The sequence below is a fragment of the Nocardia testacea NBRC 100365 genome (genome assembly GCF_000308775.1).
Classification (GTDB): domain Bacteria; phylum Actinomycetota; class Actinomycetes; order Mycobacteriales; family Mycobacteriaceae; genus Nocardia; species Nocardia testacea.
Genome location: NZ_BAGJ01000149.1, coordinates 16,636 through 38,134, shown reverse-complemented (window position 1 = coordinate 38,134; position 21,499 = coordinate 16,636). Strand labels below are relative to the sequence as shown.

18 protein-coding genes are annotated in these 21,499 nt (G+C 67.7%); 11 read left to right on the top strand and 7 right to left on the bottom strand.

Going from position 1 to position 21,499, the window contains the following annotated elements; all coding sequences use genetic code 11:
* The first annotated feature begins 185 nt into the window (after positions 1-185).
* A complete protein-coding gene (locus ON38_RS20690) occupies positions 186-2,537 on the top strand; it encodes a type I restriction-modification system subunit M/S (protein WP_169333285.1) in 2,352 nt (783 codons plus the stop codon).
* A gap of 163 nt (positions 2,538-2,700) precedes the next feature.
* Positions 2,701-4,755, top strand: coding sequence for a thioredoxin domain-containing protein (locus tag ON38_RS20685; RefSeq protein WP_039826556.1), 2,055 nt, complete (start codon positions 2,701-2,703; stop codon positions 4,753-4,755).
* Positions 4,756-4,952: 197 nt separating this feature from the next.
* Here ON38_RS20685 and ON38_RS20680 read toward each other — a convergent pair whose 3' ends face one another.
* Positions 4,953-5,348: a RidA family protein gene (locus ON38_RS20680; protein WP_039826555.1), complete on the bottom strand. Its 396-nt coding sequence runs from the start codon at positions 5,346-5,348 to the stop codon at positions 4,953-4,955.
* Between the two features lie 134 nt (positions 5,349-5,482).
* Between ON38_RS20680 and ON38_RS20675 the strand changes: the two genes are divergently transcribed.
* The 4 genes from ON38_RS20675 to ON38_RS20660 all read left to right on the top strand — a co-directional run bounded on the left by ON38_RS20675 (position 5,483) and on the right by ON38_RS20660 (position 8,927).
* Positions 5,483-6,454, top strand: a complete 972-nt coding sequence (locus tag ON38_RS20675; RefSeq protein WP_039826554.1) for a helix-turn-helix transcriptional regulator — start codon at positions 5,483-5,485, stop codon at positions 6,452-6,454.
* Positions 6,455-6,657: 203 nt separating this feature from the next.
* Complete coding sequence (locus tag ON38_RS20670; RefSeq protein WP_039826614.1) at positions 6,658-7,494, top strand: NAD(P)H-binding protein; 837 nt, start codon at positions 6,658-6,660, stop codon at positions 7,492-7,494.
* A gap of 76 nt (positions 7,495-7,570) precedes the next feature.
* Positions 7,571-7,999 (top strand): nuclear transport factor 2 family protein, encoded by a 429-nt coding sequence (locus tag ON38_RS20665; RefSeq protein ID WP_039826553.1) that lies wholly within the window; start codon positions 7,571-7,573, stop codon positions 7,997-7,999.
* 46 nt (positions 8,000-8,045) lie between these two features.
* Positions 8,046-8,927: an alpha/beta hydrolase gene (locus ON38_RS20660; RefSeq protein ID WP_039826552.1), complete on the top strand. Its 882-nt coding sequence runs from the start codon at positions 8,046-8,048 to the stop codon at positions 8,925-8,927.
* Between the two features lie 60 nt (positions 8,928-8,987).
* Here ON38_RS20660 and ON38_RS20655 read toward each other — a convergent pair whose 3' ends face one another.
* Both ON38_RS20655 and ON38_RS20650 read right to left on the bottom strand, forming a co-directional pair.
* The gene (locus ON38_RS20655) at positions 8,988-9,875 is read right to left on the bottom strand and encodes a helix-turn-helix domain-containing protein (protein WP_039826551.1); all 888 of its coding nucleotides are present in this window, start codon (positions 9,873-9,875) and stop codon (positions 8,988-8,990) included.
* A complete protein-coding gene (locus ON38_RS20650; protein ID WP_083872912.1) occupies positions 9,872-10,579 on the bottom strand; it encodes a DUF2306 domain-containing protein in 708 nt (235 codons plus the stop codon). The genes ON38_RS20655 and ON38_RS20650 overlap by 4 nt, the downstream gene beginning before the upstream one ends.
* A 90-nt stretch (positions 10,580-10,669) precedes the next feature.
* On the opposite strand from ON38_RS20650, the gene ON38_RS34255 reads away from it, so the two are divergent.
* Complete coding sequence (locus ON38_RS34255; RefSeq protein ID WP_157181826.1) at positions 10,670-11,392, top strand: TetR/AcrR family transcriptional regulator; 723 nt, start codon at positions 10,670-10,672, stop codon at positions 11,390-11,392.
* A 76-nt stretch (positions 11,393-11,468) separates the two neighbouring features.
* Here ON38_RS34255 and ON38_RS20640 read toward each other — a convergent pair whose 3' ends face one another.
* Both ON38_RS20640 and trhA read right to left on the bottom strand, forming a co-directional pair.
* Entirely contained in the window at positions 11,469-12,983 is a 1,515-nt protein-coding gene (locus ON38_RS20640) for an adenylate/guanylate cyclase domain-containing protein (RefSeq protein ID WP_051165010.1), read from the bottom strand.
* 107 nt (positions 12,984-13,090) lie between these two features.
* Complete coding sequence (gene trhA / locus ON38_RS20635) at positions 13,091-13,714, bottom strand: PAQR family membrane homeostasis protein TrhA (RefSeq protein ID WP_051165020.1); 624 nt, start codon at positions 13,712-13,714, stop codon at positions 13,091-13,093.
* Between the two features lie 408 nt (positions 13,715-14,122).
* Here trhA and ON38_RS20630 point away from each other — a divergent pair, with 408 nt between their 5' ends.
* Positions 14,123-14,911, top strand: a complete 789-nt coding sequence (locus ON38_RS20630; RefSeq protein WP_030522173.1) for an isoprenyl transferase — start codon at positions 14,123-14,125, stop codon at positions 14,909-14,911.
* Positions 14,912-15,031: 120 nt separating this feature from the next.
* On the opposite strand, the gene coaA is transcribed toward ON38_RS20630, so the two are convergent.
* On the bottom strand, positions 15,032-15,964 hold the full coding sequence (coaA, locus tag ON38_RS20625; protein WP_039826550.1) for a type I pantothenate kinase: 933 nt from the start codon (positions 15,962-15,964) through the stop codon (positions 15,032-15,034).
* Positions 15,965-16,289: 325 nt separating this feature from the next.
* On the opposite strand from coaA, the gene ON38_RS20620 reads away from it, so the two are divergent.
* The 3 genes from ON38_RS20620 (at position 16,290) to ON38_RS20610 (ending at position 19,808) form a co-directional block, all read left to right on the top strand.
* Entirely contained in the window at positions 16,290-17,486 is a 1,197-nt protein-coding gene (locus ON38_RS20620; RefSeq protein WP_039826549.1) for a hypothetical protein, read from the top strand.
* Positions 17,487-17,616: 130 nt separating this feature from the next.
* Positions 17,617-18,909 (top strand): serine hydroxymethyltransferase, encoded by a 1,293-nt coding sequence (gene glyA, locus ON38_RS20615; protein WP_039826608.1) that lies wholly within the window; start codon positions 17,617-17,619, stop codon positions 18,907-18,909.
* Between the two features lie 485 nt (positions 18,910-19,394).
* The gene (locus ON38_RS20610) at positions 19,395-19,808 is read left to right on the top strand and encodes a limonene-1,2-epoxide hydrolase family protein (RefSeq protein WP_039826548.1); all 414 of its coding nucleotides are present in this window, start codon (positions 19,395-19,397) and stop codon (positions 19,806-19,808) included.
* A 72-nt stretch (positions 19,809-19,880) separates the two neighbouring features.
* On the opposite strand, the gene phoH2 is transcribed toward ON38_RS20610, so the two are convergent.
* The gene (phoH2, locus tag ON38_RS20605) at positions 19,881-21,230 is read right to left on the bottom strand and encodes an RNA 5'-3' helicase PhoH2 (RefSeq protein ID WP_039826547.1); all 1,350 of its coding nucleotides are present in this window, start codon (positions 21,228-21,230) and stop codon (positions 19,881-19,883) included.
* Positions 21,231-21,499 lie beyond the last annotated feature (269 nt).

Genomic DNA, 21,499 nt, shown 5'->3' with positions numbered 1-21,499 from the left:
CTGTGCGCGGTATGGCATCCAGACCGGTCGCGTCGCCGGGATGCCGGCGGCGTACTCGCTCGTCTGCTGCCGAAGGATCCGGCTGAAGAGACCGAACCGGCCCGGCGGTGCGATTGCGACCCCGGCGCACCGGACGCATGCCCCGCCGAATGCCATCAGGAACACGATTCACCCGAGGACCAGAATTGAACCACGCCGACCGGACGCAGCGCCTCAGTTATGTCCACAAGCCGGATATCGCCAGGTTGGCGGGGGTGCGTCGGCCTACCGTCACCATGTGGGAGAAACGGCATCCCGCGACCTTTCCGCGACCGGAAGGCTCCGATGACCGAGGCGTGTACTACCGGCTCGACCAGATCGTCGACTGGTTGGCGGACCGTACCGTTCCAGACAAGGAGCGGGATGCGGGGCGGGAGCCGGCGGGAATCACCTACGGGCAGCGGGTCCGGGACCGCTTCGCTGCCGAGCAAGCGGAACACGCCACCGCGATCCACAGTGAAGTCGATGCGGAGAGCCGGAATCGCGTGCTGGCGAATCTGCTGGGGCCGATCGGGTTCCGGCTGCGTGCGGGATCGGTGTCCGAACCGGACTACCTGGTCATTCTGATGTGCCTGATATTTCTTCGGGTGCGCGATAACGACTCCTGGCGCGAGTTGCGGCGTGCGGCAGGGCCGGAACAGGGTGAGGAATTGCTCCGAGAGGCAGGTTGGCGCATCGATGCCGTGCTCCGCTCGCACGCCATCGCACCGGGTGTGCGTCCAGTAATGGAACGTCTGCACACGCGACGGGTCCGCGATGTGCGGGAAATGCTCGACGGATGCGAAAACTTGGGTCCGCATGCATTCTCCAGCCTGGTCGACCGCTACGCCGCCATTAGAGACTCGGGCAGCGCCGGGTACTTCACACCAGCCTCGCCGGCCGCTCTCATGTCAGCGCTCGCGACCGCCGAAGGCCGGGTGCCTGGTCTGTTGTACGACCCATATGCCCGCGGTGGTGAATTGCTCCTGGCCGCCATAGGCGAGTGTGGTCCGGACGCAGATGTCCGTGTCCGGGGTGTCGGTCAGGCAATGCAATCACTGCGGATAGCTGCCATGCGGACCGCGATCGCGGGCCGAACCGGCGACTTTCGGCAGGGTGATTCGGCGCCGTGGGAAGATGAGGACTCCGACAGTGTCCATGCGGACATAGTCCTGACAAATCCGCCGTTCAACAATCGGACCGAACGCCGCTCGGACTATCGACCCGAAGACTGGGATTTCGGTGTTCCGCCGTCACACAATGACAACTTCGCTTGGCTGCAGCACGCTGTGGCGAGTCTGGCGCCGGACGGCGTGGCAGTGGTGCTGATGCCGGCGCAGGCAGCAGTCTCCGCCGACCGCTCCGAGATGGAAATCCGTCGTCGAATGGTGGCAGCGGGCGCGGTACGCGCAGTGGTCACTTTGCCGGCCAGAATATTCCCGAACACCGATATCGCGGCATCGGTGTGGATCGTCGCCCGTGGCGTGTCGGACTTCGAAGCTGTGTTGCTAGTGGACGCGGGGAACATGGGTGTGCGGGATGGTAACCGCATCCGGTTGCCGGACGCCGCGGTGGCAGCGATCTCCGACTGCTTCCGTAACCGGCGCTCCCTGCCGCCGGAGCACGTCGTGGAACTGGCGGGGGGTGGGTCGGCGATCAACGCGGACCTGGACATGATCGGTGAGGCAGGGTTCGGGCTGCGCCCCGCGGATTATATCCGTCGTGCGGCGCAGAACGGGACCGATGCTCTGCTGGGCGATATCGATCGAGCAATCGCCGAATTCGGGCGATCGCGGGAATCGACCGCGCCGCGGGCCGTGCTCGATCGGCTGTGTTCAAATGACGGACCTCTACGAGACGATCCGGAGGCCCGGCGAGTAGTCCGGCTGGACGCGATCTGTGACATTCAACCTGGACTCTCGCACGACCTCATGCCGAAAGGAGAGGCCGCCGAGGAACGCTCGGTGCCGGTGGTGAAGCGGAAACATCTGCGCGACTTCCGGATCGATGCCACCTCAGCCGAGGCGATCGGTGAGAGGGCGGCCGACCGGCTCGGCAAGTACTTCCTCGAACCGAATGATATTCTGCTGGCCCGCTCCGGTTCCATGATCCCCCCGGCCATTGTCGACGCCGATCAGTCTCGGATGTTGTTGGGTAATAACCTGATTCGAATTCGAGTCCAGGGCAATGCCGAGGTGGACCCGCTCTACCTGCTCGTCTACCTGTCGAGTCCGCGGATTCTGGCCGAGATTGCCGCCCGTACGACCGGCACTGCGGTCGCTACCCTGAGCAAGGATGCGCTGGGTTGTCAGACGATCATCCTTCCTTCCTTGGAGGAACAACGCTGGATCGGCACAACCATGACGGCCGTCGACGATCAGGTCGCCGGGCTCCGCACACTTGCGGACGCCGCTGCGCAGGTCCGCGCGGTACTGACAGATGGCTTGGCTGCCGGGGTCGTAGGGTTGGGTGGCCCGCCTGTTCCTTCGGGAACAGTCAGCGACTCCGCAACAAACTGAAACCTGTTTTCAACGGGCTTCTGGGCGCGGGAGGGTGGGCAAGAGGTGGCCAGGCTGTCGAATCCGCAGTGGTGGTCAACTGATCAGCGAGACCCGGCTGTCGAGAGATCGTGCACCGGTTTGCCGGGGCGCGGTCGCGGGTGACTGTGGAAGGCTGGAGGGCATGAACCGTCTCTCCGGTGCCATCTCGCCGTACCTGCGTCAGCACGCGAGCAACCCGGTCCATTGGTGGGAATGGGATGCCGAGGCCCTCGCGGAGGCCGCGGCGCGGGATGTGCCGATCCTGCTGTCGGTCGGGTACGCGAGTTGTCATTGGTGCCATGTGATGGCCTACGAATCGTTCGCCGACGAGACCACCGCCGCGCAGATGAACGCCGACTTCGTGTGTATCAAGGTGGACCGGGAGGAACGCCCGGATCTGGACGCGGTGTACATGAACGCCACGGTGGCGATGACCGGCCAGGGCGGCTGGCCGATGACCTGTTTCCTCACCCCGGCGGGGGAGCCGTTCTACTGCGGCACCTACTACCCGAAGGTGCCGCGCGGCGGGATGCCGTCGTTCACCCAGCTGCTCACCGCGATCACCGATACCTGGCGCAATCGCCGCGCCGATGTGGACACGGCGTCCGAGCAGGTGGCCGCGGCCCTGCGGGAGCAGGCGGGCGGGATCCCGAGATCCGAGCTCACCGTCACCGCCGAACTGCTCGATCACGCCGTGGCCGCGGTGCTCCGCGATTTCGACGAGGCCCACGGCGGCTTCGGCGGCGCGCCGAAGTTCCCGCCCGCCGCGCTGCTGGAGGGTTTGCTGCGCAGCTGGGAACGTACCGGCGATCCGGCGGTGCGGACCGTGGTTGACCGTACCGCCGAGGCCATGGCCCGCGGCGGTATCTACGACCAGCTGCGCGGTGGCTTCGCCCGCTATTCGGTGGACGCGGCCTGGGTGGTCCCGCACTTCGAGAAGATGCTCTACGACAACGCGCAACTGCTGCGGTTCTACGCGCATCTGGCGCGGCGGAGTCCGGCGGATCCGCTGCCCCGCCGGATCACCGAGGAGATCGTGCAGTTCCTGCTGGACGATCTGGCCACCGCGCACGGTCTGGCTTCCGCCCTGGACGCCGACACCCACGTCGAAGCGGGCAAACCCGGCGTGGAGGGCGCGACCTACGTATGGAATCCCGCCGAGCTGGTCGGCGAACTGGGGCCCATCGACGGCGCCTGGGCCGCCGAGGTCTTCGGCGTCACCACCGCCGGGAACTTCGAGCAGGGCTGCTCGGTGCTCACCCGCCGCGCCGATCCGGAGGACAGCGAGCGGTTCGAACGCGCCCGTACCGCGTTGCGCGCGGCCCGGCAGCGCCGGCCCCAGCCCGAGCGCGACGACAAAGCGGTGACCGCCTGGAACGGTATGGCGATCACCGCGCTCTGCGAGGCGGCTCGTGCTCTCGACCGGCGCGACTGGTTCGACGCCGCCCACGATCTCGCGCGAGTGCTGCTGGACCTGCACGTCGTGGACGACCGGGTGCTGCGTGCCTCGCTCGGCGGTGTCGCCGGTAGCGCGCCCGGGGTGCTCGAGGACTACGCCTGGCTGGCCACCGCCCTGCTGGCCCTGCACCAGTACTCGGGTTCGGCCGATCGGCTACCGGATATCCACCGCGTCCTGGATTCCGCGATCACCCATTTCGCCGACCCGGACGAACCCGGTAGCTGGTTCGACACCGCGGACGACGCCGAGTCCCTGATCGCCCGCCCCCGCGACCCCATCGACGGCGCCACCCCCGCCGGGGCGTCCGTACTGGCCGAAGCCCTGCTGACGGCCTCCGCCGTCGTCGAACCCGACCGCGCCACGCGCTATCGCGAACTGGCCGAGCACACCCTCGCCCGCGGCGCCGTGGTGCTGGCGAAAGCGCCGCGCTCGGCCGGCCAATGGCTGACGGTGGCCGAGGCCGCGCTCCAGGGCCCCTTACAGATCGCCATCTCCACCACCGGTGATGGGTCGGTGGGCGATGCCGAACTGCTGGAGGTCGCGCGGGTCTACGCGCCCGGCGGGGCGGTCGTCGTCCGGGCCGATGTGGACACCGTCCCGCTGCTCACCGACCGGCCTTCGATCGAGGGCAGCGCGGCGGCCTACGTGTGCCGGGGGTCGGTCTGCGACCTGCCGGTGACGACACCGGATGCCCTGCGCGCCGCGCTCACCGGGCCCGCGATGTCTGCCCGGCGGTAGGAGTGCCGGAGACCGGTGACGGCAGAGACGCGCCGGGAGCATGTCGCCGGTAGCCGGTCGTGCTGTGCGGCCGGTCGCGAGGTGCGACCGGATCCGGCTTCCACGCCGTCCGCTGTGCCGTCGGCCCGTGTCATCGGTATCCCGGCTACCGGCTACCGGCACGTCGCGCACTGTAGGCCGCGCTGGGCGGCCGGGGATCAGTCGACGGCGGTCCCCTCGAGTTCCACCAGAAGGCCGGGGATCGCCAGCCGGGTCACCCCGAGCATCGTGGTGGCCGGTGCCACGCCGGATGCGCCCAGCCGTGCGGCGAGCAGGCCGTAGTGCTGGAAGACCAGATCGACGTCGGTGGTGTAGACGTTGAGCCGTACGAGATTCGCCAGGGACATACCGGCCTCGCCGAGCACGGCCGCCAGGTTGTCGAGGCTCGATGCCAACTGGGCCGCCATGTCACCGGCATGCTGCGGTGTGCCGTCGTCGCCCATCGCCGTCTGTCCCGAGCAGTACAGGGTCCGGGTGTGGCCGGAGACGAGCTCGCCTTGGTTGAACCCCATCTCCTTCGACCATGTCACCGGGTTGACCGCCGTTCGTTCCACTGTCACATCAGCTCCATTCGATTCGGTGTAGGACGTCCGTCCATTGGTGCGGCAGCCGCGGTCCGCGACGCCGTGGTGGCAAGCCTGCCGACAAAACACGACATCCTGTGTCGTGTATTCGGTAGGGTTTCCGCATGCGGGCAGACCGGTTGGTGTCACTGGCGCTGCTGCTGCGTCAGCGCGGTCGCCTGACCGCCACCGAACTGGCCGAAGAGCTGGAAGTGTCCACCCGCACTGTGCTGCGTGATATCGAGGCGCTGTCCGCGGCCGGTGTCCCGGTCTACGCCGAGCGCGGCCGGCACGGCGGTTTCGCATTGTTGCCCGGATTCCGGACCGAACTCACCGGGCTGAACCACGACGAGGCGCTCGCCCTCCTGGTCGCCGGTTCGCGGCGCGGCACGCAGGCATTCGGTCTCGGTTCGGCACTCGCCTCGGCCATGCTCAAGGTGGTCGACGCACTGCCGGAGAGCTACCGGAACACCGCGGCCGACGCGGCCGAACGATTGCTCATCGACCCGGACGCCGATCTGTTGTCGCGCCGGCTGATCACCGACGAGGTACCCGGCGGCATATCGGCCGAGGTCCGGCGCGCGGTGCTCGCCGGAACCAGGCTGCGTATCCACTACGCGGCTGTCGACCGGGACCCGCAGTGGCGCACAGTCGACCCGATCGGCCTGGTCACGGTGCGCGGCCAGGGCTATCTGCTGGCCACGAGATCCGGCGCGGAACGTACCTATCGGCTGTCCCGGATGCTGGCGGCAGCAGCACTTCCCGAACCTGCCGAACGCTCGGAGCGGGTCGATCTGAGCCGCGCCTGGAAGGAACACAGCACCCGATTCCGCAACGGTGGCGACCGGATCGCCGTATCGGTCCGGGTCGACCCGGCGCGGCGCGCGGAGCTGGTGGGCACCGCGCTGGCCGTCCGCGCCGAGGAAGCCGACGCGGACGGCTGGTTGCGGCTGGAGGTGACCTTCCAGGACGCGCGGCACGCCGAATGGGCGCTGTGGCAGCTCACCACGGACGCGGAAGTCCTGGCGCCGCAGTCCTTGCGCACCTGTCTGCGTGATCGCGCCGCCGCGATCGTCGCCCGCTACGAAACGCCCTAGGGTCCGGGCCGTACACGACCGCTTGTGCGGCGCTCCGGCGGGTGGCCGTTACGAGCACGAAGCCGGCAGTGGCGGTTCTCGGTTCCGGCGTGCAGGTTCCTGCACGCTTCGTGCAGGTGGTTCTCTTCGATACGGGCCGGATCTGAGCGAGAGTGTGTGGACAGCCCGATCACCCGGGTGGGATGCGCGAACGAGGAGAGTTCATGATTCTGGTGACCGGCGCCACCGGCAATGTCGGTTCGGAACTGGTAGCGCAACTGGCGAACGCCGGGCAGCCGCTCAAAGCCCTTGTCCGGAAACACGATTCGACGACTTTTCCTTCAGGCGTGACGCCGGTGGTCGGTGACCTCGACGATCCGGAGTCGATGGCCGGGGCGCTGGAGAATGTGCGCGCGATGTATCTGATGCCGGGGTACTCCCAGATGTCCACGTTGCTGGATGTGGCCGAAGCTGCCGGGGTGGAGCATGTCGTACTGCTGTCGAACGGCTCGGCGGGTATCGCCCACACCGGCAATGTGATCGCCCGCTCCATGGCCGACTCCGAGCGCGCGGTGCGCGAGTCCGGCTTGGCCTGGACGATGCTGCGTGCGCGGGCATTCATGTCGAATACCTTGCGCTGGCTGCCTCAGCTGGCGGTCGGAGACGTCGTGCGCGTGCAATTTCCGCGGGTAGCGCTGGCGGCAATCGATCCGGCCGATATCGCGGCGGTCGCGGCCCGGGCGCTCACCGGAATGGATCTGACCGGCGAGGTCCTGGATCTGACCGGACCCGAGGCACTGTATCCCGCCGATCAGGTCGCGATCTTGGCCGAAACCCTCGGGCGGCCGCTGGTGTGCCGGGAACTCACCGACGAGGAAACCCGCGCCGAGCTCGCCGCTACTGTTCCCGCGCAGTACGCCGCAGCGTTCACCGACTTCTACATCGATGGCTCGCTCGACGAATCCGTGGTGTATCCGACCGTTGCGACCGTCACCGGCCGAGCGCCGCGCACCTTCACCGACTGGGCGACCGCCCACGCCGCGTCCTTCACCCGGCGCTGACCGCTGCAGCTTCCTGCAACCGATCGTGCAGCGATTCGCGTTCCGGAAGCGGTTACCTCACAGCAAGAATCGTTATATGGATCGTCTCGATATCATCGACACCTGCACCCGCATGGCCTGGCACACCGACCATCGTGAGTGGGCTGCTCTCGAACAGGTTTTCGCCGATCGAGTGACTCTGGACTACACCGGTCTCAACGGCGGTGAGCCGGTCGTACTCACCCCACCACAGATCACCGCAGCATGGCGTGACGCGCTCGGCGGGTTCGAGGCCACTCAGCATCTGCTGACGAACCATCTGGTCGATATCGACGGCGACACCGCCGTATGCACGGCCTCCTTCCAGGCGACCCATCGTGGCAACGACGAGTTCGGCGCATCGCTGTGGACACTGGGCGGCAGCTACCGGTTCGACCTCGTGCGCGTCGCCGGTGGTTGGCGGATCCGGGGTCTGGTGATGACCCCCGCGTGGGGGGACGGCAACAGGCGTCTGCTACCCGCATGAACCGGACTCGCTCGGCGCGATCGGTGACCGACAATGAGGAGGATGTGTGAAGAAGGTCGAATTCGTCAGCGATGGGGTCGAACTCGTCGGAAACCTGTTCCTGCCCGACACCGACACCACCGCACCGGCGCCCGGCGTGGTGGTCGCGGGTACCTGGACCAGCGTCAAGGAGATGATGGCCGACCGCTACGCCCAGCGGCTCGCCGACAAGGGATACGCGGCCCTCTCCTTCGACTTCACCGGGTTCGGCGAATCGGCCGGTGAGCCCCGCGACGTCGAGTCGCCGCAGCGAAAGATCGACGATATCGGCCATGCCGTCGGTTTCCTCGCCACGCTCGACGTCGTCGACGCCGAGCGTATCGGGGCGCTGGGTATCTGCGCAGCCGCCATGTATATGGCGGGCAATGCCGCGGTGGACCCCCGCGTGAAATCGCTGGCGCTGGTCGCTCCGTGGCTGCACGACGCAGCGGTATGCGAGCAGGCGTACGGCGGCGCCGATGAGGTGGCCGCCCGGATCGAGGCAGGCCGCCGCGCCCGGGCGCGGTTCGAAGAGACCGGAGAGATCGACTACGTGCCTGTTGTGGGCAGCGCCGCAGACAACGCGGCCATGCCGTACGAGATCGATTTCTATCTCGATCCGGCGCGCGGCGGCATCCCTGCCTGGCCCAATCGATTCGCCGTGATGTCCTGGGTCGACTGGCTCACCCACGACGCGATCGCGGCCGCCACCCGCATTACGCAGCCGACCGTACTCGTCCACAGCGAAGACGCGGCCATTCCCGACGGCGCCCGACGCTTCCACTCCGGACTCGCCGGACCGAAGGACTTCCTGTGGACCGAGGGCACCCAATTCGACTTCTATGACCAGGAACCCCAGGTCACGATTGCTGTCGACACGGCCGCGGCCCACTTCGCCCGGACAATGTGACCGGCGCAGCCGCCCATTTTCCTCGGCGGACATTCCGGGCATAACTACCCGACTGCGACGTCACAGCCACCCTTTCTCCTTCGCCGCCAGCGCGGCCTGGAACCGGGTGCGCGCACCCAGCCGGTCCATCACCGCCGCCACGTGCGAACGGAACTTCCGCACTGAGACATTGATCGATCGCGCCGCGGTGTCGTCGGTGTCGTGGCAGGTCAAGGCCTGCAAAACCCGGCGTTCGATGGGAGAGAAGGGTGCCTCGGTGATCTCGTGACCGAGGTCCCACGCCTGGTCGAAGACCTCGGCAAGGAATCCGGCCAGGGTGGCCTGCCGGATCTGCAGCACGGACCCATCGTCCACGGCGGCGGTGTAGGCGACCGATCGGTTGACGATCACCAGCGGACCGAACGGCCGCGGGAACACCCGATGTGACACACCGAGTACAGCACTGCGGCGCACATACTCGGCCTGCCCCGGGTCTTCCATCGCCTCGGGTGACACCAGCACCCGGTGGACCGCGGCCGGGTTCGCTCCGACGCTCGCCGTCTCGATCGGTTCCCGGCCTGGTCTGCCCCACGCCGAGAGCAGTTCCCCCGGCCCCCGGAGCAACAGCTCGCGGATACGTCGTCGCGCGTCGTGGCTCTCCAGGACCTCGACAGGCTCGACCGGCCGGCCCGTCTGCTGTTCTTCGCCCAGATCCTGGAGCACCTCCCACACGGTGGACAGTCCCGCCAGTTGGTGCAACGAGTCCGAAAGACGTTGCCGGACGAGATCTGCCACGGCTTCGGCCGGGGCGACGGCGGTCAGGTCATCGTGTAACAGTCCCAGGGTGCGCAGTTCGGCGACCACGGCACGGGTGGTGTGCGTCGGCGGTTCCGGCAGTCCGCGGCCCCGGAGCAGATGCCGATAAATGCGTTTCTGATCGGCCGTGAGGCCCGGCCGGCCCGGCGTCATCGTGCACCTGCCGGGCGGGGCCGCCGGTCGAGCCACCACTGTGCCGTCAGCAGTGACAGGGTCCAGCCCAGCCAGGTACCGATCCCCGCGATGGTTTGGACAAGAAGATCCTCGTCACCGTGGAACGTGGTGGCCGAGAGGGGTTCCAGCGTCACGAGCAGGATCGCGCCGAGAATGCGGTTGAGAATGATGGACAGGGTCAGTGCGAAGCTGCGAATCATCCAGCGGCGATGGTCGCCGATCCGGCGCTGCCGGGCCGCACGCAGGCCTGCGATCGTCGTCAGCAGCCAGAGGGCCGACAGCATCACATTGCTGACCCGGGCGACCGGGCCGAACGGGCTGGTCGCGCCGATGACCAATCCGGTGAGACCGGCCGGGAGGACGCCTGCGAACACGTAGCAGCGGCCGAGAAGCCGATGCAGTGGGCGGTAGTGCGTCCGAAACCAAGGCCACACCTGGAATCCGCAGGTCAGGATGGCCACCGAACCGCAGATCACGTGGATCACCAGCAGTGGATAATGCAGGGCGAAACCCGCGTCGGGCACTCGGGACTGCGACCGGTCGAAGGTGAGATAGGGGGGAAGTGAGAATGCGACGAAAGCCAGGACCAGTACCAGTAGCGGCCCCGTCCACGGGCGCCGCCACCAGGCGGGGCGGGGATCGGAGTGGGCGGAGCGCGGTGATCGCCGGGTCGAAAAAGTCATGAGGGACCATCCGGGGGAGCCGAGGAAGCGAGATTCTGCGTATAACGTACGCGTAGCGTATGGCATACGCAATAATGTGAGGAGTGGCTGGTGAGCGACGAGATCGCACCGTTGGCGCGACTGTTGTGGTCAGGGCAGCAACCTTCCGGGCGTGGTCCGCGACCGGCGCTGAGCCGTGACAGGATCGTCGCCGAGGCGATCACGATGGCCGACGCGGACGGGATCGGGGCGCTGTCCATGCAACGGCTTGCCAAGCAGTTGGGCGCGGCCACCATGTCGTTGTATCGGCACGTGCCGAGCAAAGACGACCTGGTGGCGCTCATGCTCGACGCCGCCATGGGCACACCACCCGCGCTGCCGGGGGACTGGGAGGGGGCCATAGACCGCTGGGCTCGGGCGATGCGTGATCTCTACACGCGTCATCCCTGGGTCCTGGCCGTAGGGACCGGTAATCGCTATCTCGGGCCCAACGAAGCTGCCTGGGGCGAAGCTGCCACCCGCGCGCTGCTGGACGGCGGGCTGCCGGTACACCTGGTGACCGATACATTACTTTCGGTCAGCGCCTTCACCTCCGGAGTCACCCGCCTCGAGGTCGACCCGGCGCGCGGGTGCGACTCTCCCACGCATGTGGGTCCGGTGCTGGATCCCGTCGTTTTCGCCGAATTCGACGGGCCGCAGCGATTCCCGGCATTGACCGTTGTCGCCATGGCAGGCGCGGCCGAGCCACGCGGCACGAGCGCGACGGCCGCCGCGGTGTTCGAGTTCGGACTTGCCGCGCTGGTGGCGGAGGTCGCCACCCGGCTCTCGCGCTGACCGCCATCATCGACGAGTAGCTGCCGCGAAGGTTGTAGACCGTTCTCCACGACACCCTCGGCACTCGGCGCGGCGTCTAGTGTTCGCGGTCGGTCCAGCACGGGGTCGGTGCGTCGATACCGCGCAATGCGACGGATCCGTATTTCACCCACTCCGCGCGCTCGCCCGCGGCGGCGGCGTCGACCACGCTCTGCGAGACCAGGATGCGCCGCGGTACCTCCTTGGCGCGGCTGGTGAGCCGGGCCGCGGCGTTCACCGCGTCCCCGATCACCGTGTACTCCCGGCGGGTGTCGGTGCCGACGTCCCCCGCGAACACCCGGCCACGCGCCACCCCGATGCCGATATCGAGTTCGCCCGCCGCCAGCACCTCGTCACGGATCCGGCGGGCGGCGCGCAGGGCCGGCGTCGCGTTGTCGGTCAGCGCGATCGGGGCGCCGAAGATACACAGCGCCGCGTCACCCTCGAACTTGTTCACCAGTCCGTCGTTGTCCTCGGTCGCGGCGACCACAGTGGCCATGAGCCGGTTCAATTTGGCCACGAACTCCTGCGGCGGCAGTCCGGTGGAGATGGCCACCGACCCGGTGACGTCGACGAACAGCGCCGAAACCTCCCGCACGTCACCGGTGAGATCGATCCCCCCGGCGAGTGCCCGCTCGGCCACTTCCTCGCCCACGTGCCGGCCGAACACATCCCGCATGCGCAATCGTTCGCGCAGGTTCGCCGACATCTCGTTCACCGAATGTTCCAGTCGGCCGATCTCGCTGGCGCTGCCCACCGACACCCGCACATCCAGATCACCCCGGGTGATCCGGTCGACCGCTATCCGCAGCGTCCGCAGTGGTGAGGCGACGGCCCGGGTCAGTGCCCAGGTGGCCAGCACTCCGACGATCAGACTGATGGCGGCGAGATAGATGCCGGTCCGGATCCGATGTTCCATGGAGGTGGCCGGATCGGCCAGCACCACGATCAGCGCGCTGAGCGGCATGGCGCCCGATACCGCCCAGGCCAGCGCCACCCGGACGAACACCGACGAACTCCAGTGCATGGTCGCGCCGAGCACGCCGGCCACGATCGGCACCACGGGCCGGATGACCCGGTCCACGATCAGATAGGTCAGGCCGGCCGATTCGAGCCCGCCGATGGTGAACATCGCCAGCAGGACGGTGAGATCCCGCTCGGTGGTGAGACCGGCCAGCAGGACCGCCGACAGCACCACCCCCGGTGCCCACATCACCAGCGAGCGCACCGTGATGGCGAGCGGCAGGTGCAGGATCCGCCGCGCCTCCTCGGGGGTCGGCTTCCGGGAGCTGTCCAGCCAGGCGAAATAGCTCATCCGGTCGCGGACGGCCAGCGCGATCCCCAATAGCGACGCGACGATCGGATAGACGGTGACCAGCATCAGCCCGCTCAGCTGATCGGCGCCGACGCGACCGGGAAAGCCGATGAGCACCAGCTGGGTCACGATGACCGCGAGACCGCTGAGGTGGGCGGCGATGACGACCGACGCCAGCCCCCAGCGGGCGAGGACGGTCCACTGCACCAGGCGGGTGACCGTGCCGGCCCGGGGCCGGGATCCGACGCTGTAGGCCATCGGCGGGTTACCCGCGGTGGCCGCTGGAGCGCGGGCGGCCGGAATCGGAGGACACGACTCAGCAGCCTAATCGACGTAGCTGGTCAGCGGTCCGGGAACGAACCCGCTCACCCCAGCAGCACCAGCCAGACCGCCGCGTAATGGCAGAGCGCGGCCACCACGGTGGCGGCGTGGAAGAACTCGTGGTGGCCGAAGGTGCTGGGCCACGGGTTGGGCCAGCGGGTCGCGTAGAGCACCGCGCCGATGCTGTAGGCCAGCCCGCCGGCGACCAGCAGCAGGACCGCGGGCAGGCCGACCGAACGATAGAGCTCCCCACCCACCGGGACCACCGCCCAGCCGAGCAGTAGATACAAAGGCACTCCCACCCACCGCGGGGCGAGCGGCCACAGCAGTTTCAGGGCGACCCCGGCCAGCGCGCCCGCCCACACCACGGTGAGCAGGATCGGGCCGGTCGGATCGGGCAGGCCGAGCAGCGCGAACGGCGTGTAGGTGCCCGCGATGAACACGAAGATCATCGAATGGTCCGCGCGTTTCATCCGCGTCCGGGCCTGGACCGTCGGCCAGGTGATGCGGTGATAGACGGCGCTGACCCCGAACAGAGCGCAGATGGTGAGTCCGTAGACCAGGGTCGCGACGACCGCTGTCACCGAGATGGTGGCCGCCGTGGCGACCAGCGCGGTCACGCCCACCGCGGCGAAACCGGTGGCCCAGGTGTGGATCCAGCCACGCATCCGGGGTTTGACCAGCGCGACCAGTGAGTCCGCCGGGTTGGGGACCGGGTCGTCGTTGTCCGGGCCGGTTCGCGAGTCGAGCGCGGCGCCGGTGAGGGTGCCGGTGGGCTCCGGGGCACCGGGATCCGGAGGGCCGCCGGGGGACGGGTGGGACACGTTGCCTCCTGGCTCGGGTGCGCACTGCCCGGTTTCCGATGGCAGCGCGTCGGCCCGCCGTTGGTGCCGGCCTGCGGATACTCCGCGGCCCGCCGGGGCCGATAGTGAACTCATGGGTAACCTACGGCGGCGTAGGTTTCTCTCGTTGGCTACTGTACCGCCTCACCCGCCGATACGGGTCGTCTCCGCCCCGGGCCGTGACCGCCACCGCGTTCCGCCACAACTCGGACCACGGGCGGAAGAGGCGTACTGTTGGTCGTCGTGGAATTTCCGAGTCGGCTGCGGGGCTTTCCCTATCGCATCTATGAGGCCCGTCTGGCCAAGCAGCTTGCGGATAAACAGCATCCGCGCCATGTGGCGGTGGTGTGCGACGGCAACCGCCGCTGGGCCCGGGAGAACGGGTTCACCGATATCACCCACGGACACCGTGTCGGCGCTCTCAAAGTCGCCGAACTGGTCAGCTGGTGCGAAGCCGAAGGAATCGAGCTCGTCACCGTCTACCTGCTCTCCACCGAAAACCTCAGCCGCGGCCAGGAAGAACTGGAAACCCTCTTCGAAGTCATCACCGACGTCGTCGAGGAACTCGCCGCCCCCGAACAGAACTGGCGGGTACGCATCGTCGGCACCCTGGACGGTCTCCCCGAACTGGTCGCCAAACGAATGCGCACCGCCACCGAACGCACCCGCGAACGCACCGGCACCCACGTCAACGTCGCCATCGGCTACGGCGGCCGCCAGGAGATCGCCGACGCCGTCCGCCAACTGGTCCGCCAGGAGATATCGGCCGGCGAAACCGGCGAAGACCTGGTCCAGTCCATTACGGTCAGCGCCATCGGGCAGCACCTCTACACCTCGGGCCAACCCGACCCCGACCTGGTGATCCGCACCTCCGGCGAACAGCGGCTCTCCGGCTTCCTGCTCTGGCAGAGCGCCTACTCCGAGATCTGGTTCACCGAGGTCTACTGGCCCGAGTTCCGCCGCGTCGACTTCCTCCGCGCCCTCCGCGACTACGCCGCACGCCACCGCCGCTACGGTGTTTGATTTGCGCGCCTTCGACCCTTTATGGGCCTCGCTGAACTCGGCACCGGGAGGGCGCTTCTGTTCGTGAAGGCGATCGAACGCGAGGTCGCCCGGGCGGTCGCGGCAACGTCCCCGCCGGTGTCACAGTTTCCGCAACCGCAACCTGTTGATCGTGTGGTCGGAGTCCTTCCGCAGGACCAGCGTCGCACGGGGCCGGGTGGGCAGAATATTGTCCACCAGGTTGGGGCGGTTGGTGGAGTTCCAGATATCCTTCGCCGCCGCCGTCGCCTCCGCGTCGGTGAATTTCGCATAGTGATGGAAATGGGCCTTGGGATCGGCGAAACCGGTGGCACGCAGGCTCAGGAACCTTCGTACGTACCAGGTTTCGATATCTTCGATCCGCGCGTCCACGTAGATGGAGAAATCGAAGAGGTCCGAGACCATCAGCCGCGGCCCCGTCTGCAATACGTTCAGTCCTTCGACGATGAGGATATCCGGCTGGCGTACACAGTGGAATTCGCCGGGGACTATGTCGTAGGAAATATGTGAATAGACGGGCGCGCAGACTTCTTCGGCGCCTGATTTCACTTCGGTGACGAAACGCAGCAGTTTGCGGCGGTCGTAGCTTTCCGGGAAGCCTTTGCGGTGCATGAGCCCGCGGCGGGTGAGTTCGGCCGTGGGATAGAGGAATCCGTCGGTGGTCACCAGATCGACCCGGGGATGATGATCCCAGCGGGCCAGCAGTGCCTGTAGCACGCGGGCCGTGGTGGATTTGCCGACCGCCACGCTGCCGGCCACGCCGATCACGAAGGGGACCTGTTTGTCCGGATGCGATTCGCCGAGGAAGGTGGCGGTGGCCGCGAACAAGCGCTGTCTGGCCGCCACCTGCAGGTGGATCAACCGGGCCAGCGGCAGGTAGACCTCGGCGACTTCCTCGAGGTCGATCTGTTCGCCCAGACCCCGCAGCCCGATCAGTTCTTCCTCGGTGAGCACCAGCGGAGTCGATTTGCGCAGTTCGCGCCACCGTTTCCGGTCGAATTCCACATACGGACTCGGCTCGCTCGCCTTGGCCATCTACTCAGCGCTCCACTCTGCCGGACACTCGTGCTCGCGGTGCCTTGCCCGTGGGATTCCGCCGCTGCGGCTGTCGCGACCCCGGCAGGTCCGGCGCTCTGGCTGTGCCCTCATGGCTGAATTCTGCCCCTCGGCGGGGAGTGGGGGGATCGGGGGGTCCATTACTGTCGTGTATAACAACTGCTTCCCGTGGTAGCAGGGATGCGCGGCCGGTGCGCGGCGGCCGAATCCACGCCGGGAGTGGCGCGGTGTCGCGGAGCCGGCCGGCCGTGCGTTGCCGCCGTACGCCGATCGCGGCGGGCCTTCGCCCGTTAGGGTCGATGCCATGGAAGCCCATCCCCTGGTGATCGAATACCTGCGCCTCGGTCTGGCATTCGACCGGATCGAAGAGGGATTCGTCGACGCCTACACGGCCGACCCGCGGCTGCGGCAGGAGGTCGAGAACGCGCCGAAGCCCGAACCCCGGGAGCTGGCCCGTACGGCCGCGCGGTTGCGTGCGGAACTGCCGAACGCCGGCCTCGGCGCCGCGCGAACCGAGTTCATCGATGTGCATCTGCGGGCGCTGGAATGTTCGGGTCGCAAATTCGCCGGGGACGATATCGGTTTCGTCGACGAGGTGCGCGCGTATTTCGACGTCGATATCGCGCCCGGCGATCCCGCCGAATACCAGGAGGCGCACCGCAAGATCGACGAGGTCCTGGGCGGATCGGGTCCCCTGATGGAGCGGATGGCGGCCCATCGCAAGGCCGACGAGATCCCGCCCGAGAAACTCGAGGCCTGCGTCGAAGCGTTCTCCGGCGCGCTGCGCGAACTGGTCCGGGCCCGGTACCCGCTGCCCGACCACGAACACGTGACCTACGAGGTGGTCGGCGACAAGCCGTGGTCGGGATTCAACTACTACCTCGGCAACTACCGTTCGAAGGTCGCGATCAACTCCGACCTGCGCCAGCACATGGCGAATCTGCCCCGGCTCATCTCGCACGAGTCCTACCCGGGGCATCACACCGAGCACTGCCGCAAAGAAGCCGGCCTGGTGGCCGCCGGGCAGGCCGAGCAGACGATCTTCCTGGTCAACACGCCGCAGTGCCTGATGGCCGAAGGGCTGGCGGACCTGGCGTTGCGCTCGATCGTCGGGCCCGGCTGGGGCCGGTGGGCCGAGGAGATCTACGCCGATCTGGGACTGCGGTTCGACGGTGAACGCGCCGAACGCCTCGCCGAGGCCTCCGGCCAGTTGCTCGGCGTCCGGCAGGACGCCGCGCTCATGCTGCACGACCAGGGCAAGGACGCCGACGACGTGGCCGCCTTCCTGGAGCGCTGGTCGCTCACCACCCCCGACCGCGCCCGCCAGTCGCTGCGCTTCCTGTCCTCACCGCTGTGGCGCGCCTATATCAGCACCTACGTGGAGGGCTACCGGCTGCTGGGCGGTTGGCTCGACCGAGCCACCGACGAGGACGACCGCGCCGACCGCTTCCGCCGTCTCCTGGACGAACCCCTCATCCCCTCCGCCCTCCGCGCCGCCTGACCGGGTCCTGTGCCCACCTCACCTCCGTTTGGCAGGGCTTCGTGGCCTGGGTCACAAGGGACCCCGGCCACGCCCCGCCGAAGGCCGGGGCAGATAAACCGATCCCCGCGGTGACTCATACACTGGCGTGGTGACGCAGACGACCGCCTCTGTCAATACCCAGTCTCTCGGTGAGCTCGATCCCGAACTCGCCACCGCGATGGCGGGTGAGCTCGCCCGGGAACGCGACACCCTGGAAATGATCGCGTCGGAGAACTTCGTGCCGCGCGCGGTGCTGCAGGCGCAGGGCAGTGTACTGACCAACAAGTACGCCGAGGGCTATCCCGGTCGTCGCTACTACGGCGGCTGCGAGCACGTCGACGTGGTCGAGAATCTCGCCCGGGAGCGCGCCAAGGCGCTGTTCGGCGCCGATTTCGCGAATGTGCAGCCGCATTCCGGCGCGCAGGCCAACGCCGCGGTGCTGATGTCGCTGCTCGATCCGGGCGACCGCCTGCTCGGCCTGGACCTGGCCCACGGCGGCCACCTCACCCACGGCATGCGGCTGAACTTCTCCGGCAAGCTCTACGAGGTCCACTCCTACGGGGTCTCCAAGGAAGACCACCGCGTGGACATGGACAACGTCCGGGCGATCGCCCGGGAAGCGCGGCCGAAGGTGATCGTCGCCGGCTGGTCGGCGTACCCGCGGCATCAGGATTTCGCGGCGTTCCGGGAGATCGCCGACGAGGTCGGGGCCTACCTGTGGGTCGATATGGCCCATTTCGCCGGACTGGTCGCCGCCGGACTGCATCCCTCCCCGGTGCCGCACGCCGACGTGGTCTCCTCCACTGTCCACAAAACCCTCGGCGGGCCTCGCTCGGGCCTCATCCTGGCGAAACAGGACTACGCCAAGAAGCTCAACAGTTCGGTGTTCCCCGGACAGCAGGGCGGCCCGCTGATGCACGTCATCGCCGCGAAAGCGGTCGCGTTCAAGATCGCCGGCACCCCGGAGTTCGCCGAACGCCAGCAGCGCACCCTGACCGGCGCCAAGATCCTCGCCGAACGCCTCACCGGCGCCGACGTCGCGGGTAAGGGCATCAGCGTTCTCACCGGCGGCACCGATGTCCATCTGGTCCTGGTCGACCTGCGCAATTCCGACCTCGACGGCCAGCAGGGCGAAGACCTGCTGCACGAGGTCGGCATCACGGTCAACCGCAACGCCGTCCCCTTCGACCCGCGGCCCCCGATGGTCACCTCCGGCCTGCGTATCGGCACCGCCGCCCTGGCCACCCGCGGCTTCGGCGACACCGAGTTCACCGAGGTCGCCGATATCATCGCCACCGCCCTCGCCGGCGGGGCCGACCTGGACGCACTGCGCGGCCGGGTCAAGAAACTCGCCAACGACTTCCCGCTCTACCAGAGCCTGGAGGACTGGAACCTGCTGTAATCCGGCGCGCCGGCTCGCGCTGGCGAGCGGTTCGTGAAGGTGAGATGTGGGCCTGCTCGTGAAGGTCTGTGTTTATGGCGCGCTGGCGCGCGCGGGGTTGAGGCCCCCTTGGTCTCGCCGTTTCGGCCTCGAGACTTGCGCCTTCGGCGCGGGCGCTTTCGAGGCCGAAACGGCGAGACGGGCCTCAACCCTTGGAGGTGTCTCGTAAAACTCGACGCAGGCGGGTTGCGTCGGCATTCGATGTCCAGGACCGATGCCGACTCGGTCGCGTGGGACGGCCTCGCGTTAGATCGTCTTCACAAGCAGCACTCTTTTCGGTGCCGAGTTCGGCGAGGCCCTCAAAGGGTTGAGGCCCGTCCCGTCGTTCAGGCCTCGAAGCGCATGCGCCGCAGGCGCGAGTCTCGAGGCCTGAACGACGGGACCTTCGGCGGCCTCGACCCCGCGCGCCGAAGGCGCGCAATTGGACACTGTCCTAGGCTCGGACAATGGATACCGAGCTGAATCAGGACGCGGTCACCACGGTCCGCGAGTTCTTCACCGCGATGGAGATCGGCGCGCTCGACGAGGCGCTGGAGCTGGTGCATCCCGATATCGTCTGGAAGAACACCTCGCTGCCGGATGTGCGCGGGGCTCGGCGGGTCGGGAAATTGATACGCGGTCTGGACCGGGAGCAGTTCGGGTTCTCGGCGCAGATGCACCATATCGCCGCGGACGGGTCGGTGGTGCTCACCGATCGTACCGATGTGCTGCGGTTCGGGCCGGTGCGTATCTCGTTCTGGGTGATGGGGACCTTCGAACTGCGAGACGGCCGGATCGTGCTGTGGCACGACCATTTCAGCTGGGAGAACTTCCTGCGCGGCACCGCGGTCGGGGTCGTGAAGGCGCTTTTCGGCCGCTGACCCGCCGGGTCGCGTCGACGCGGACGCCGTTCGAGAGCGCCGTGGCGCGCTCTCGAACGGCTGCGCCGGGCCCTAGGCGTTGGGCCCGTACTCCTCGAGCATCTCGGTGACCAGCGCGGCGATCGGCGACCGCTCGCTGCGGGTCAGGGTGATATGCGCGAACAAGGGGTGACCCTTGAGCTTTTCGACCACCGCGGCGACACCGTCGTGCCGGCCGACCCGCAGATTGTCGCGCTGCGCCACATCGTGGGTCAGGACCACCCGGGAACCGCTGCCGAGCCGGCTCAGCACCGTCAGCAGGACATTGCGTTCCAGCGACTGGGCCTCGTCCACGATCACGAACGAATCGTGCAGCGACCGGCCTCGGATATGGGTCAGCGGGAGGACTTCCAGCATGTCCCGGCTGAGCACCTCCTCCATGACCTCGCGGCTGGCCAGGCCGTCCAGTGTGTCGAAGACGGCCTGGGCCCACGGGCCCATCTTCTCGTTCTCGGTGCCCGGCAGATAGCCGAGTTCCTGACCGCCCACCGCGTAGAGCGGCCGGAAGACCACGACCTTGCGCTGAGTGCGCTTCTCCAGCACCGCTTCCAGACCGGCGGTGAGTGCCAGCGCGGATTTACCGGTGCCGGCGCGGCCGCCCAGCGAGACGATGCCGACGCTCTCGTCGAGCAACAAATCCAATGCGACGCGCTGTTCCGCGGAGCGGCCGTGCAGCCCGAACGCCTCCCGTTCCCGCACCAGTTGCACCCGCTTGTCCGGTGTCACCCGGCCGAGAGCGCTGGAACTGCTGCCGAGGAGCCGGATTCCGGTGTGGCAGGGCAGTTCTCGTGCCTCGTCGAGATCGACGACCGATTCGCTGTAGAGCCGGTCGACGACTTCGGAGGCGGTGTCGATCTCGACCATGCCCGTCCAACCGGAGGTCACCACATCCTGTGCGTGATATCCCTCCGCCCGTAGACCTACCGCGCTGGCCTTCACCCGCATCGGGATGTCCTTGGACACCAACACCACCTGGCATCCGTCGGCCGCGAGATTCAACGCGCAGGCCAGGATGCGGGAATCGTTGCTCTCGGTGCGGAAACCGACCGGCAACACCGAGGGGTCGGTGTGGTTCAGTTCCACCTGCAACGTGCCGCCGTCGGTACCTATCGGCAGCGGTTCGTCGAGCCGGCCGTGGGCCACCCGCAGATCGTCGAGCATGCGCAGCGCCTCGCGGGCGAACCAGCCGAGTTCGTGATGGTGTCGTTTACCTTCGAGTTCGCTGATCACGACCAGCGGCAACACCACATGATGTTCGCCGAACCGGGTCACTGCCCAGGGATCCGACAGCAGCACCGAGGTGTCGACCACGAAGGTTTTCAAACCTTTCTGAATGAAGCGAGAATTCGCCGAAGGGGCGGATACGGAGCGATTATCAGTCACGGTAGGCTCCTATGGTCTGCGCGGCACCCACACAGACAGTCTCGCTGGGCCGGTAGGTCCGGATGGCTGCTGACGTGGTGCGTCAGTGGCCACGAGGACCGGGTGCCGGCCCCCTCGTACTGAGTCTCTCAGTCACGGTCAGGACCTCCCGAGCGAACCGCAACGTGCGACCCGCCACTCCGAAGCTACCTCCTCACCACCCCTGCGCGCTCGGAGAAATGCGGGAGGCTTTGATGAATTCGCTGTGAACTGGGCCCGGTTCGGCGGGT

Excerpts from the sequence above, each read along its gene's own strand:
- ON38_RS20620 (WP_039826549.1), top strand. The coding sequence starts at position 16,290 with ATGGAAGCCCATCCCCTGGTGATCGAATACCTGCGCCTCGGTCTGGCA.
- ON38_RS20675 (WP_039826554.1), top strand. The coding sequence starts at position 5,483 with ATGCGGGCAGACCGGTTGGTGTCACTGGCGCTGCTGCTGCGTCAGCGC.
- ON38_RS20670 (WP_039826614.1), top strand. The coding sequence starts at position 6,658 with ATGATTCTGGTGACCGGCGCCACCGGCAATGTCGGTTCGGAACTGGTA.
- ON38_RS20665 (WP_039826553.1), top strand. The coding sequence starts at position 7,571 with ATGGATCGTCTCGATATCATCGACACCTGCACCCGCATGGCCTGGCAC.
- ON38_RS20685 (WP_039826556.1), top strand. The coding sequence starts at position 2,701 with ATGAACCGTCTCTCCGGTGCCATCTCGCCGTACCTGCGTCAGCACGCG.
- coaA (WP_039826550.1), bottom strand. The coding sequence starts at position 15,964 with ATGGCCAAGGCGAGCGAGCCGAGTCCGTATGTGGAATTCGACCGGAAA.
- ON38_RS20610 (WP_039826548.1), top strand. The coding sequence starts at position 19,395 with ATGGATACCGAGCTGAATCAGGACGCGGTCACCACGGTCCGCGAGTTC.
- ON38_RS20640 (WP_051165010.1), bottom strand. The coding sequence starts at position 12,983 with ATGGCCTACAGCGTCGGATCCCGGCCCCGGGCCGGCACGGTCACCCGC.
- ON38_RS20650 (WP_083872912.1), bottom strand. The coding sequence starts at position 10,579 with ATGACTTTTTCGACCCGGCGATCACCGCGCTCCGCCCACTCCGATCCC.
- trhA (WP_051165020.1), bottom strand. The coding sequence starts at position 13,714 with ATGCGTGGCTGGATCCACACCTGGGCCACCGGTTTCGCCGCGGTGGGC.
- ON38_RS20655 (WP_039826551.1), bottom strand. The coding sequence starts at position 9,875 with ATGACGCCGGGCCGGCCGGGCCTCACGGCCGATCAGAAACGCATTTAT.